Raw genomic sequence first — 12,555 nt, 5'->3', positions numbered from 1 at the left:
CAGGCCGGGCTGGACCAGGGTGACGTTCAAGTCTCTTCGCCCCCCATCCGGCGGATTCTCTGCCGAGTTCAGCGTGCCGACGCGATCCATCGGCCACGGGGCAGCGGGTTGTGACGGACAAGCTCCGCAGCGTGCTGGCCGCCGGACCTGACCGGCAAGACGGCTCCGCCTCCGACGCAGGATCCGGGGGAGGCCCTGGCGAAGCCGAGCCAGCTGAGGCGAACAAGACGGCTTGAGGCAGCGTCGTTGTCACCCCTCGAGCCCTACGCTGAGGCGGCCCGCACATGGCTGCACGCCGAAGCCGAGGTCATCGACACCACGCACCTCACACCCGCCCAGGCTGCCCACCAGATCGCAGAGGCCGTCAAGAGGTGGTAGAACGACCGCCGGATGCCGCTGCGCTGCCACCGGCGTAGCCGCCCCGTGGCGTCGCCGTCGAGCCGGGCGACCACGGGCTGGGGCGCTCGTGGGCGGCCTGACCACCAAGCTGCATAGCGGTTGTACGGGGCCAGAAACCCATGTCCAGCGTGATCATGGCCGGGCAGCGGGGCGATTCTCCGCAGTTCGAGCCGTCCTGGACAAGGCTCGCGTCCCGCGTCTCGGGCCGGGTAGGCCGCACACCCGGCCCGATCGCCTGCGTGCCGATAAGGCGTAGGCCCCCCGGAAGAACCGCGCCTACCTGCGGCGGCGCGGGATACGCTGCACCACCCCGCACAAGGTCGACCAGGCCCGCCACCGCAAGCAGCGCGGCCCGCGCGGCGGCCGGCCACCGAGGTTCGACCCGCAGGACTACAAGGCCCGTACGCGGTCGAGTGCGGCATCGACCGCCTCAAGAGGAACCGCGTCGCGGCCACGAGGTACGACAAACGTGCCGTCTGTTATGAGGCAACCGTCCTCGTCGCGGCCATCAACGAGCGGCTGTGACCAGCACTCATCCGAAATCGGCCAGGATGGTCGCAGAACGGTCAGGAAGTAGTGGAGGCTCGGTCGGACTCGCTGCGCAGAACGCAGAACTCGTTGCCTTCGGGATCAGCAAGTACCGCCCAGCCAGAGCCATCCGGATGCCGATGATCGGTGACAAGGGTGGCGCCCAGGCCCAGCAGTCGTTCCACCTCCTGCTCGCGCGAGGTCTCCGGGCGCAAACACAGATGGATCCGGTTCTTGATCGTCTTGGGTTCGGGCACCTGGTTGAAGTACAGCACTGGGCCCTCCGCCAGCAGCACCTGAACCTCCGGATCACCCGGTTTGTCCTCCGGATGCAGCGGACGGCCGGTCACCCTGCTCCAGAACCGGGCCAGCTCGTAGGCATCCGTGCAGTCAATCGCCACGTTCTGCAATACCGAGACCATGCACGCGAGCCTTCCTGATTTCCACCCCAGACGCCATCGAGTTGCGCTCGTTCATCGCGCAATACAGCTCGGGCACCTGGCAGCACTTTCGACACACGCCGTAGAACCCGCCCCCTACGGGCAGGGGCTCAAGAACCGCCTCGCTTCCGGCTGACCGGATTGCGGCCCTGTCGATCCGTGCGACCTGCTGCGCGCGGCACGGACGGCCCCCGGCCCTCGGCATACCCCGGTCACTCGGGAGGCGGAGCCGTCAACCCGCGCGGGGTGAGGGCCGGGGTCGGCACCGGATGGGAGACGGGGTCCTCCCCGGCGATCACGGCGAAGAGGGTCCGCGCCACCTCGGCACCGAAACCGTGGACGTCATGGCTCATGGCCGACAGCGTCGGATGCGTGAGCCGGCACAGCTGCGAATCGTCCCGCGCCAACAGCGACAGGTCCTGCGGCACCGACAGCCCCATCTCGGCGGCGACCGCCGCGCCCGCGACGGCCATGATGTCGTTGTGCGAGGGACTGATCAGCCGGGACCGTCCGGAGTCCCCTGGGACTCGTGGGTCGGTGGGGCAGTGCATGGGCGCCCCACCGACCACATATTCGTGTGCCGTGCCCGGGTCGGCCGCGGTTCGCCTGCGCGTCCGGACGACCGTCCCGAGCACCAGGATGCGGACCCACGGCCGCTGCACCCCCAGGATCACAGGCGCGGCCGGTCGATCAGTCGCGAGAGCACGATGACGCTCTCCGTGCGCTCGATGGGGGCGGTGGCGCGCACGCGTTGGATGGCCTGTTCGAGGTGGCTGATGCTGCGGGCGAGCATGTGGACCACCGCGTCCGCAGCACCGGAGACGGTGCAGGCCTCTATGACCTCCGGGACGCCCTCCAGGGCCTGGCGCAGCTCCGCGGGCGTCGGGTTGCCCCGGCAGAAGACCTCGACGAACGCCTCGGTCTGCCAGGCGAGTGCCTGGGGGTCGATGATGGCGGTGAAACCCCGGATCGCCCCCGTGGCGACGAGCCGGTCCAGACGGCGCTTCGCCGCCGGCGCGGACAGCCCGGCGGCCTTGCCGATCTCGGCGTAGGTGGATCGGCCATCGGCCAGGACACAGCGGATGATCGCTTCGTCGATGGAGTCCACGGACGCCTCCGGTGATCGAGGGGAACCTGCGAGCCAGTGCGCAACAATTGACCACAGGGCCTCGATCATTGCAAGAAATCGCCTGTCGTCAGCAGCAGATGACGATTGATTGCGCTGCCGCAGCGGCCATAGTCTCCGGTTCCACCTGACCATCCGACTGCCGGGAGCGGCCCTGCCATGACAGCGTCCTTGAGCGATGTGGAGGCGGCCGCGCTGGCCGCGGTGGACGAGGCGGCCGTCGCCGAGATGCTGCTGGAACTGCTGGCCGTGCCGAGCGTGACGGGCAGCGCGGCGGAGTCCGAGGTGCAGCACCTGCTGGCCCGTCACCTGGACCGGCTGGACCTCGACGTCGACCTGTGGTCCATGGACCTGCCGCGACTGCGCGCGCACCCCGACTTCCCCGGCACCGAGGCTCCCCGCGAGGAGGCGTGGGGCCTGGTGGGCACCACCGGCGACGGCGGTGACGGGCCGACCCTCGTCCTCCAGGGGCATGTCGATGTCGTGCCACCGGGCGACCGCGCGAAGTGGGCCGGGGATCCCTTCGTCCCCCGGATCGTCGGGGACGTCGTCCACGCCCGCGGCGCCTGCGACATGAAAGCCGGCATAGCCGCCGTGCTAGCCGTCCTGGCTGCCGTCCGCGCCTCGGGGGTGAAGCTGCGCGGACGGCTGGCGGCCCACTTCGTCGTCAGCGAGGAGGACGGCGGACTCGGCGCCTTCGGTACCCTGCAGCGCGGCCACTCCGGGGACGCCTGCATCATCGCGGAGCCGACCAGCGGCACGTTGATGACGGCGAACGCCGGAGCACTGACCTTCCGCATCGCGGTGCACGGCAAGGCAACTCACGGAAGCACCCGGTACGAGGGCGTCAGCGCCCTGGACGCCTATCTGCCCATCCACCGCGCACTGGGCCGCCTGGAGGCCGCCCGCAACATCGGCCCGCACCCGTTGATGGCCGGTTATCCCGTCCCCTATCCGCTGTCCGTCGGTACGGTCCGCGCGGGCGACTGGGCCAGCAGTGTCCCGGACCTCCTGGTGGCCGAAGGCCGACTGGGAGTCCGTCTGGGGGAGGACCCGGCCGAGGCCCGCATGGAACTCGAGACGTGCGTCGCGGAAGCCTGCGCCCGCGATCCGTGGCTGCGCACGCATCCGGTCGAAGTGACCTGGCCCGGAGGCCAGTTCGCCAGCGGACAGCTGCCGGACGGACACCCCCTGGCGGCGCTGGTCGGCCATGCCCACGCCGATGTCACCGGAGGGCCGCGCCCGCCCGAGCAGGGCGCGCCCTACGGCAGTGACCTGCGGCTCTACAGCGCTGCGGGCGTCCCGACGGTCCAGTACGGTCCCGGGGAAGTGCGGTGGGCACACGGCCCCCATGAGCAGGTGCACCTCGCCGAAGTCATCACCGCCACGCGCACGCTGGTGCTCGCCGCGCTGCGCGCGGTGGGCACCAAGTAGCCGGCTGGGGCCAGGAGCCGGACCGTCTGCTGCCGGCGCTCGTTGCAGGTGGTGTCCTGACAGCTGACGGGACGAGTCACGAAGCTGCGCGCCCGGGCTCAGCCTTGGTCGGAAGTCGCCTCACGCCCACCGTGCTCGAGCACCACCGACACGGCACCCACCCCCGACGCACGTCGGCCGTCACGACCCCAAGCAGGTCGGGAAGGCCGACGTCACGCCGGGCCCTGAATGTGTCAACAGCGCCCCGGCTTCCGAGGGCGGGGTGTGGAGCCTCGAGGGCAGACGGTCGGCGTGTGGTTACGCGTGACCGCTGTAGGCGAAACTGCAGTGCTCATAGTCGCCCTTGACCGCGCAGAGCTGGATAAAGACCTTGGTGCCCTCGTCCAGATTGCCGGTGTTCCACGGGCTGTAGTAGGTGGCCGAGTGTCCGCGCGTCGTGGCAACGCGTCCTGTCACTGGGCTGATCATGCTGGCTTCCATGCCCCAGCCGTCGGCCAGCCGGTCCAGTACCCGGAACGCGTCGCCGGGGTCCCCGTTGAGGGGATCGCCCCTCCACTCCATGAGGCCCGCGTAGGTGCCACTGTTGTAGGCGGCGATGGTGAAGCTCCCGTCGGGGAACACCTCGCCCTTCTCGAAGGTCCAAGTCGCAGCCGCCGCGTGGCTCGCCCCGAGAGTGACGGAACTGCCGGCGAAGACGGCACTCGCCACCAGGAGCGTGGCCACGCGGTCTCTCAGCCGTTTCCTCATCAAGTTTCCCCCAAGTAGGCAGATAATTCGGTCAGTTGGTCGACGAGGATCATGGCCTGCCGACCCGATTTGGTCAACTCTTGGGTGACGACGTCTGGCCAAGAGCCTCTCGGCCAGCTAACAGGACCCCGTCAGGTCTTCCGGTTGGGCTGATCTTGGACATGTTGGATGTGCCGCTGCACATGAAGCACGTCAAGGCACAGTGTCGCTGAGCGCGTCGATGGCCTCGCGCAGCCATTCCCGCTCTGCCGTCCCGGTGGCCCGGGCGACCCGCAGCATGCCTTCCCGGAACAGGTAGCGGGCCTCTTCCGCGACGGCAGCGGGGGAGCCCCCGTACTGCTCCGGGTCACCCTGCTCGGCACCGCCGTCCAACTGCCGCTGGCCTACGCCCTGTCCGGCCTCGGCCTGCCCGGCCTGTGCCTGGCGCTGGGGCTTGTCGGGGCAGCGCAGTGCGCGGCCGTCGCGGTGCTGCTGCGGCGTGCCCGGCGCCAGGAGCAGACCGGGGTCTCATTGGCGCGGTCCACCGTGCTCCGCCTCGCGGCTTCGGTTGTCAGATCCATCAGCAGGGCCTGGAAGACATCGGCATCCCGCCACTCCCGCCAGTGGGAAACCGCCAGATCACGCCCTAGGTGTGCTGTCCCGTGAGGTTGGGGACGCGGCTGGCGGGTGGTTGGGGATTGACCTTCACGGTTCCACATCGAGGCGGTGTGACGTCAGCTGGTTGAGGGGGACCCTGCCGCCCAGTACGTCCAACGGTGTGGTGACCACGGGCAGGCGCCGGACGATGTCGTCGTTCAGCAACTGCGTCTGCGCGAGCACCGCCGTTTGATCCCAGTAGATGCGCTCGCTCCGCACACGCGGGCCTCGGAAGTCCACGACGGCGATGACGGGTATACGGACCTGCTGCCCGGTGGGTGCCAATCCAGGCAGAATCCAGGGCACCTCGATGTCGTGGGTGAACGACACGATCATTTCGTCTACGAGGCTGTCGTCTCCCACCGTGCGGGATATCGAACGCACAGTGAAATCGTCCGGGTTCCGTCCAATGAACCAGCGTGCGTAGAAGTCCTTGACGCCGTCGTACCCACTACCGCCCATGGCGGTCGGCACATGGACGACGATGGGGTCGTCGTCCATCGTGGCCATCGTAGCCTCCACGTCCTGCGCCACGAACTCGCCGGCGGTGTGGGCTTCCCAGATACGCTCCATCGTTGCGCGATCAGCCATGCCCGCTCCTGGCAGTAGGCGTCTCGGCTGTGCGGGTGTCTCGGGTCTCGGGATAGCCCTACGCCGCTGTTGCCCATTGCGCCGCATCCCCTCTTCTGGACGCGAGGAAGACGCCGCAGATTCAGGATAGGCAGGTGTGGGTCCGCGCGCACTCTTTGGCGTTTACCGAGTTCGGATCACGAGTCTGGACGTTCTGCTGCCCTGGCTGGATCCGGGGCGGTAGACAGGCGGGATGGCTCGGGCTGATTTCACGGACGACGAGTGGGCGGTGATTGAGCCGTTGCCGCCGCTGGGCGAGCGCGGTCCGCATCCTGACCTGCGGCGACTGGTGAACGGCGTGATGTGGCGGTTCCGTACGGCAGTCCGTGGCGGGACATGCCCCAGCAATACGGGTCTGGTCCACCGTCTACGGGCGGTTCCACCTGTGGGCCGGTACGGGGGTCTTCCAGGCGCTGATGGAAGCGGTGATCGCTGAGGCCGCCGCCCGGGGGCAGGCGGAGCTCGGGCTGGTGAGCGTGGACTCCACGTCTGCCCGGGCCCACCACCACGCCGCCGGGATGATGCGGGACCCGGAACTGCGGGAGACGCTGGAGAGGGCCGTCGCCGAGGAAAAGGGGCTTCTCCAGAGGGGCAAAACGCCTCGATAGTCGACCGGGACGAGGCGCCGGACGAGGCGCCGGACGAGGCCCGTGAGGAGCGTCGGCGTCGGCGTCGGCGTCGCAAGCCCGTCTCCGCGCTGCCAAACTGGGCCGTTCCCGTGGCGGGTTGACCAGCAAGGTGCACCTGTCGGCGGACCGCCGCTGCCGTCCGCTGTCCTTCGTCCTCACGTCCGGCCAGGCCGCCGACAGTCCCCGTTTCACCGCCGTTCTGGAACGCATCAAGGTGCGCGGGCCGGTGGGCCGCCCCCGCACCCGCCCCGACGCGGTCGCCGCGGACAAGGCGTACTCGTCCCGCGCCAACCGCGCCTACCTGCGCCGACGCAAGATCCGGACAGTGATCCCGGAGAAGACCGACCAGGCCGCCAACCGCAAGAAGCGTGGCTCACGTGGCGGATGCCCCGTCAGCACGATGCGGCCTTGTACAAAGAGGTTGCGCCATCTCGAAGTAGCTGGTCAGGGAGCTGGTGTGGCGTCGGTTCAGGACGCTCGGACTGGTCGGGGGCGGGTGTCCAATGTGTAGATCTCTTGGCAGTGGTGGCGTCGAGGTTCGTCAGGACGAGCAGGACTCGCGCGAACTGCCCATGCCCGTGAAGGAATCAGTGTCATGTGGGCATCGTTCATGCCTGCATGACGACCTTCGTTCTAGTTCCCGGCGGCTGGCGCGGCGGCTGGTATTTCTCCGACCTGGCCGACCAGCTGCGCACCGCCGGACACCGGGCGCTGACCATTACCCCGACCGGTGTCGGCGACCGCACCCACCTGAACTCTGCCAACGTCAATCTCGACACCCACATCGACGACGTGCTCGCCGTACTCGCTACCGAGGAGGTCAGCGACGCCGTTCTCGTCGGGCACAGCTACGGCGGCATGGTGATCACCGGTGCCGCCGACCGCGCCCCTTCCGGCGTGGTGCGCCGCCTGGTCTACGCCGACGCCTACGTACCCGAGGACGGCCAGTCCTGTTGGGACCTGACCACCGATGCCTACCGCAGCCTGTTCCTGGACGGCGCGGCGGCGGACGGATACGCGGTCCAGCCGCCGTCCGGCAGCGACCCGCGCGTGACCGCACATCCACTGGCCTCTTTCCTCCAGCGGATCCGGCTGGACGCGGCCGGCCTGCGTGACGTCAAGACCCGGGACTACGTGTATCTCTCCGGGTGGGACGGCACTCCCTTCACCGATGTCCGCGATCGGCTGGCCAACGACCCAACCTGGCGCGTTCACACCCTGGACAGCGGCCACGACGTCTGGAGGGATGCCCCGCAGGAGTTCATGGAGATCCTTCTGCTGGGCGAATAGCCACGACGCGGTGCGGGGACGTCCTCATCTGCCGTGTAGTTCATCTGGCAGTGGTGGCGTCGAGGTTCGTCAACACGAGGAGGGCGCGCAGGAGGTGGGTGGCCTGGGCGGGGTCGGTGCGGAGTTTGGTGAGGATCCTCCAGTTCTTCAGGTGGGCGAAGCCGTGCTCGACCGAGGCGCGTCCGGCGGCGAGGGCACGGTTGGCGTCCTTCTCGGCGGGGGTGAGCTTGCGGGCCCGGGTGGACTTGAACCCGGTGATGACCACGGGGGCATCCGCGTTGTCGTCCAGGCCGATAAAGCCTGAGTCGGCCAGGGCGCCGAGGCCGGTGGCACGCAGGTGGGCCAGGATGTGGTCGCGGCGGGCGGCGGTGATGTCGTGGGTACGTCCGGGTCGGGCGGCCGAGAGCCAGATCATTCGGCCCCGCTCATCGGTCAGGGCGAGGACGTGCAGGCCGTGGCCGTGGTGTTTGCCGGAGTAGTTCGGGCGGTTCGCTCGGCCGGTGCGGCGCTGGGTGGGGATGAGGGTGCCGTCGATCAGGACGACCTCACCGCCCTGCCTGGCGATCCTTTTCAGGGCGCGGTCCAGGCGCGGGGCTTGTCTGGCGAGCAGTGTGATCAGTTCGTCCCACCAACGTCGCACGGTGGTGGCGGAGATGTTGTTGCCGCCAGCCATGTCGGCCAGACGCTGGTCGTGCCTCAGCACGGCCAGGACGATCACCACGATCCTGCCGGGAGGCAGTGCCCTCCAGCGGGAGCGTATCGCCTTCAGGTGGCGTCGCAGCAGGTCGGCGAGGTGGTTCACGGTGTGCGTGGACAGTGGCAGGCGGCACTGGTAGACCAGGGACACGGTGTCCCCGGCGTGCTCTTTGGTTTTCGTCACACAATTCCAACAGGCGCCCGGGGCACCTCGGTTACGCTCCGCCGCCGTGCGGGCCGGTCACGGGCGGACGATGAACTTCCCGTCGGGTCGTTTGTGCAGCCAGCCGCGGTCGGCCAGCTTCGTGAGCTTCCCGCGCAGCGGCTCCAGCTTGCCCCTCATTCCGGTGTCCAAGCCCAGCGCCTCGCCGATTTGCCGGGTCGCGACCGGGCCGGCGGATTGCCGCACGGCGCCCAGGATGCGCTGGTACTCCGTCGGCAGCGCGGACTCGGCCACCCCCGGCGCACGGTCCGGAACCAGCCGCACTGCCCGCCCCGCCACCCGAGCCGTCATCTGGCTCCGCAGCCTCCAGCCCGTTTAAAGATCTGAACTCGGCACACGCCCTGGAACTGCTGCCGCAGCCGCTCGGGATACAGAGCGCTTCTGCCGACCGGCAGGTTGCGCGCCTCATCGGTCAGTTGTGCCCGCGACATGCACGACGACCTACCACATGTCCTGTGGCGACGAACCCGGACGGGTGCCATCGATGGTCGGGCAGTACTCCTACCGTCCGGAGCGCGGCATCCGTACGACCGCCGTCCCTGCGGCCAGGTCCACCGTCGTCCTGTTCGGCGGGGCCCCGTCATCCTCGTTGTCCGGCATGACCAGTGACGACTGCCGCTCCTTGAGCTCGTTCTGCTTGCCTGGGGAAAGGCTCGCATGCAATTGTTCGAATCCGGTCGCTGATATCTGTCCCTGACGTGCGCTGTTCCGCCACGGCAGCACTCCCGCCCGCCCCGCGCGCAACAGCAGCTGATCAACGAAGGCCAGCAGGACCAGCACGATGACCAGCCCAGGCAGGGTCATGAAGAAGACGAATTGCATGTCCCCAGTATCCGGGCCGAGACTGCGGACAGTCACCCCTGCAATGACACACGCACAAGGTTCCCGGTCACAGGAGGCCAGACCGTGCCGCCGAGCGATGCCAAGCATGGCCTGGTGCGCCCCGTTGCCCTTGAGCCGGCAGTCGCGCAGGATCTTCCAGTTCTGCAGCCGCGGCAGGGCGTGCTGCTCCACGCGCGCTCGCGCCCGGCGGCGGGACAACCTTTAGGCGAGCCACGGCCAGAGGTAGACCATTCCCACGGCGCAAGCCGTTGCGGACCCGGCCATCCAGTACAGGGAAAAAGTGTTGAGAGGCACCTTTTCCCAAGGCTTCTCCTCCTGTTCCGCAATGTCGGCGGCGACCTTTCTCGCGACCGGCACCAGCATGATGACGAACATCACCAGCGCGCAACTGTAGAAATACAGGGTGTGCGAGACGGAATAGCCCTTTATCGCGGCGTTGGGCAACAGAAATATCCAGCCGACCAGCGGGGCGATCAACATGCGCCGCTTCGCCTTGGGCGTCGGCATGCACCAGTACATGGTGACCATGTAGACCACGGTGGCGCCGGTCGCGATGAGCCACCAGTCGCCCGTGGTCAGGTGGTCGGACATGATCGCGGCTCCTCCTGAGGCGAAACACGACGTGATTTCCTATGGTCGAAAGCCGCGGCCTGCAGGGCGCTTGCGTCGTTGACGTCAGCGAAACGGTAACGGGCGTGAGTTCGGCGGCGCGTATGGCGAGCCGCTCCTTCGTGACCCATCATCCCCCACAACCGTCTCGGACCGTCATCACGATCTGCGGGCCCGAATGCACTCGGCGAAGACTGCTCGAACGATCGTATGTACCTGGTGTCCTGGCGTGAGCGGCGACTTCCGGCAGCAAAACTCCGCTGAACTCTGCCGCCTTCCGGCAACTTCTCGCCGACGGTGCCTCATCGGGCTCGCGACGCGTGCGTCGGGCATACGGGACAGCCTCTAGTACTCCAGCCGTAGATCGTGATACGACGCGCTTGGTTCCTTGATCTACCCGAGCTGAGCCTGGTGTAGTGGCCCACAAGCACGAGTTGTGCGGGATCGCGGTCAGCGCTGCTTGGCCAGGAATGCCTGGAACGCATCCACCCCCGGTCCGGTCAGCGGTGCGCCGTGGCCGAAGCCCACTGCGGTGACGTTGGTGGGAATCCGGGCGGCGCCGGATGCGCGGGCGGCGGGCTCGGCGGCGAAGGTGGCCGGCCCGTAGCCAAGGCGACGGGCGTGGAACACTGCGTCGCCGACCAGCACTGTGCGGGTGGGTTCGTGCAGCAGCGCAATGTGGCCGGGGGAATGGCCCGGCGTGTGAATCACGCGCAACCCGCCGGAACCAGCGATGAGTTCGCCGTCTTCGACCGTCGCATCGGGTATGAACGGCTCCCAATGCGCGGCCGGAAGCTGGTCGAACCGCCGGGCTGCCGGGCTGGACCGACCGTCCGCCGGCACCCGTCCGTCGGCCAGCCAAGCGGCGTCGGCGGCATGGATCAGGACGCGGGCGCCGGTGTGCTCGCGCAGTGCGGGCGCGCCCTGCACGTGGTCGGGGTGCGCATGGGTGAGCACGATCCGGTTCAGGTCGGCAGGGTCTCGGCCCCACTCGGCGATCGTGCGCAGCAGCAGATCGACGGCTTTGCCGCTGCCGACGTCGACGAGGGTCAGGCCGTCATCACCGTCGATCAGGTAGGCGTTGTTGGTCTTGGATGTGGCGATGTGGATGACGCCGGGAGCAAGGAATGGCACGGATTCTCCTCGGTGCGGAGTGGGGTGAGTTACCAGCGCAGTGCGGTGAAGTCGATGGGTCGGGGTGAGAGTTCTCCGGTGCGGGTGGCGTCGTGCATTCGGCGGGCGAACTCGTCGGCAGGTAGCTGCTTGCGGTCGCCGTGGCCGGGCAGCAGCCATTCGAAGCGCACCCGCGGTGCCGTATGGGCCAGCGATGCGGCCAGTTCGGTGATGGAGTACCAGGTGACCGACTCGGCGACGGCGAGGTCGCCGTCAGCCCGGGACCAGTAGAAACTGTCACCGCTGAAGCAGTAGGTGTCGTCGGCGAGATACAGCACGCTGCCCTCGGTGTGCCCGGGCAGCGGGTGCGCGATCACGCCGTCGGCGATCTCGATCGGCTCGGTGCCCGGGAGAATGCCGTCGGCGTCTGGCGCGGCGGCCAGGTCTCCTTCATGGATCCACAGGCGGGCGCCGAACCGGTCGGCGTATTGGCGGCCGTGCGCGGCGTGGTCGCGATGGGTGAGCAGCACGTCGGTGATCGGGCCGAGGGCGGCGTATTTCGTGGCCAGGGCGGAACTCCAGCGCGGCGTGTCGATCATCATCAGGTTTCCGGTCGGCCGGTGCAGCAGGTAGGAGTTCGCGCCGGCGGTGTGCGGCGAGTTGTGCCCACACAAATGCACGTCCTCCGCAAGGCGTAGCGGGAAGGGGTCGAGTGCCGGATGCGGTTTGCGCGTGCCGTGCCGGATCGATCGGGTGTGGCACGCGAATGCCGCGGCGTATAACGCCTGTTCTTCCGCGGTGGTACGCGGCTGGCGGACGACCGAGGAGCGACCGGCGACCTCGGCAACCAGTCCCGGCGCGAGTTGCCGGGCGACGTCGCAGTTGGTGCAGCGACGATCGACGCGCCAAGCGGCGTCGGCCGAGTGCTCGTTCATGGCGTGATGCCTCCGCGCAGGCTGGTGACGATTAGCGCCCAATTGAATATCACGCGCCAGGCGAGATAACCAAACGCGCAATGTTATTGACTTTGCCGGAAATTGCTGTTCTCGTATGCCTCTTCATGCGCGGTTAAAGATTTTGAAAATAGTGTTCTGTCAGGTGGCATACTCGGCTGCTGTCTGCAGGTAAAGGCCATTGTCTCGATGCGCGTCGGCGTGCAGCGTCGATACACCGGCACGGCCGGCCGCATCGAGAACTCCCAGGTTGCCGTGT

General features: G+C 68.2%; 14 protein-coding genes and 4 pseudogenes. 5 read left to right on the top strand and 13 right to left on the bottom strand.

Translation table 11 applies throughout. From position 1 onward, the window contains the following. Window positions 1-246: 246 nt before the first annotated feature. Window positions 247-378: pseudogene (locus C3488_RS20820) on the top strand (ATP-binding protein); the annotation flags it as partial. 587 nt (window positions 379-965) lie between these two features. On the opposite strand, the gene C3488_RS20810 reads toward C3488_RS20820, so the two are convergent. The 3 genes and pseudogenes from C3488_RS20810 to C3488_RS20800 all read right to left on the bottom strand — a co-directional run bounded on the left by C3488_RS20810 (window position 966) and on the right by C3488_RS20800 (window position 2,475). Continuing rightward, entirely contained in the window at window positions 966-1,349 is a 384-nt protein-coding gene (locus C3488_RS20810) for a VOC family protein (RefSeq protein ID WP_103841555.1), read from the bottom strand. Window positions 1,350-1,579: 230 nt separating this feature from the next. Further along, window positions 1,580-1,849 (bottom strand): annotated as a pseudogene (locus C3488_RS20805) (substrate-binding domain-containing protein); the annotation flags it as partial. Between the two features lie 188 nt (window positions 1,850-2,037). Then, complete coding sequence (locus C3488_RS20800; protein ID WP_103841552.1) at window positions 2,038-2,475, bottom strand: Lrp/AsnC family transcriptional regulator; 438 nt, start codon at window positions 2,473-2,475, stop codon at window positions 2,038-2,040. A gap of 177 nt (window positions 2,476-2,652) precedes the next feature. On the opposite strand from C3488_RS20800, the gene C3488_RS20795 reads away from it, so the two are divergent. Next, window positions 2,653-3,927: an ArgE/DapE family deacylase gene (locus C3488_RS20795; RefSeq protein ID WP_103841550.1), complete on the top strand. Its 1,275-nt coding sequence runs from the start codon at window positions 2,653-2,655 to the stop codon at window positions 3,925-3,927. Between the two features lie 297 nt (window positions 3,928-4,224). Here C3488_RS20795 and C3488_RS20790 read toward each other — a convergent pair whose 3' ends face one another. From C3488_RS20790 to C3488_RS20775, 3 genes and pseudogenes are all read right to left on the bottom strand, one after another. Continuing rightward, complete coding sequence (locus C3488_RS20790) at window positions 4,225-4,650, bottom strand: hypothetical protein (protein WP_103841549.1); 426 nt, start codon at window positions 4,648-4,650, stop codon at window positions 4,225-4,227. 216 nt (window positions 4,651-4,866) lie between these two features. Further along, window positions 4,867-4,986 (bottom strand): annotated as a pseudogene (locus tag C3488_RS20785) (PadR family transcriptional regulator); the annotation flags it as partial. 372 nt (window positions 4,987-5,358) lie between these two features. Then, window positions 5,359-5,901: a nuclear transport factor 2 family protein gene (locus C3488_RS20775; protein ID WP_258053546.1), complete on the bottom strand. Its 543-nt coding sequence runs from the start codon at window positions 5,899-5,901 to the stop codon at window positions 5,359-5,361. A 365-nt stretch (window positions 5,902-6,266) separates the two neighbouring features. On the opposite strand from C3488_RS20775, the gene C3488_RS40640 reads away from it, so the two are divergent. From C3488_RS40640 to C3488_RS20755, 3 genes are all read left to right on the top strand, one after another. Further along, window positions 6,267-6,548 carry a hypothetical protein gene (locus tag C3488_RS40640; RefSeq protein ID WP_181139115.1) on the top strand — a complete coding sequence of 94 codons (282 nt, stop codon included), beginning with the start codon at window positions 6,267-6,269 and terminating at the stop codon, window positions 6,546-6,548. A 97-nt stretch (window positions 6,549-6,645) separates the two neighbouring features. Beyond that, window positions 6,646-7,080 carry a transposase gene (locus C3488_RS20760; protein ID WP_103841543.1) on the top strand — a complete coding sequence of 145 codons (435 nt, stop codon included), beginning with the start codon at window positions 6,646-6,648 and terminating at the stop codon, window positions 7,078-7,080. 107 nt (window positions 7,081-7,187) lie between these two features. Beyond that, window positions 7,188-7,859, top strand: coding sequence for an alpha/beta fold hydrolase (locus C3488_RS20755; RefSeq protein WP_103841542.1), 672 nt, complete (start codon window positions 7,188-7,190; stop codon window positions 7,857-7,859). 40 nt (window positions 7,860-7,899) lie between these two features. Here C3488_RS20755 and C3488_RS20750 read toward each other — a convergent pair whose 3' ends face one another. The 7 genes and pseudogenes from C3488_RS20750 to C3488_RS20720 form a co-directional block, all read right to left on the bottom strand. Next, window positions 7,900-8,739 (bottom strand): transposase family protein, encoded by an 840-nt coding sequence (locus C3488_RS20750; RefSeq protein WP_103841540.1) that lies wholly within the window; start codon window positions 8,737-8,739, stop codon window positions 7,900-7,902. A gap of 57 nt (window positions 8,740-8,796) precedes the next feature. Then, window positions 8,797-9,069: a hypothetical protein gene (locus C3488_RS20745; protein ID WP_258053545.1), complete on the bottom strand. Its 273-nt coding sequence runs from the start codon at window positions 9,067-9,069 to the stop codon at window positions 8,797-8,799. A 210-nt stretch (window positions 9,070-9,279) separates the two neighbouring features. Further along, complete coding sequence (locus C3488_RS20740) at window positions 9,280-9,600, bottom strand: DUF6191 domain-containing protein (RefSeq protein ID WP_103841640.1); 321 nt, start codon at window positions 9,598-9,600, stop codon at window positions 9,280-9,282. 75 nt (window positions 9,601-9,675) lie between these two features. Then, window positions 9,676-9,816 (bottom strand): annotated as a pseudogene (locus tag C3488_RS20735) (IS5/IS1182 family transposase); the annotation flags it as partial. Between the two features lie 6 nt (window positions 9,817-9,822). Further along, on the bottom strand, window positions 9,823-10,212 hold the full coding sequence (locus C3488_RS20730) for a hypothetical protein (RefSeq protein WP_258053544.1): 390 nt from the start codon (window positions 10,210-10,212) through the stop codon (window positions 9,823-9,825). Window positions 10,213-10,680: 468 nt separating this feature from the next. Then, the gene (locus C3488_RS20725) at window positions 10,681-11,364 is read right to left on the bottom strand and encodes an MBL fold metallo-hydrolase (RefSeq protein WP_181139113.1); all 684 of its coding nucleotides are present in this window, start codon (window positions 11,362-11,364) and stop codon (window positions 10,681-10,683) included. A 29-nt stretch (window positions 11,365-11,393) separates the two neighbouring features. Beyond that, complete coding sequence (locus C3488_RS20720) at window positions 11,394-12,278, bottom strand: MBL fold metallo-hydrolase (protein WP_103841534.1); 885 nt, start codon at window positions 12,276-12,278, stop codon at window positions 11,394-11,396. Window positions 12,279-12,555: the final 277 nt, after the last annotated feature.

The sequence above is a fragment of the Streptomyces sp. Ru72 genome (genome assembly GCF_002920635.1).
In the GTDB taxonomy this organism is placed as follows: domain Bacteria; phylum Actinomycetota; class Actinomycetes; order Streptomycetales; family Streptomycetaceae; genus Streptomyces.
The sequence above is the reverse complement of the archived record's forward strand: the minus strand, read 5'-3'. Positions and strand labels throughout refer to the sequence as shown.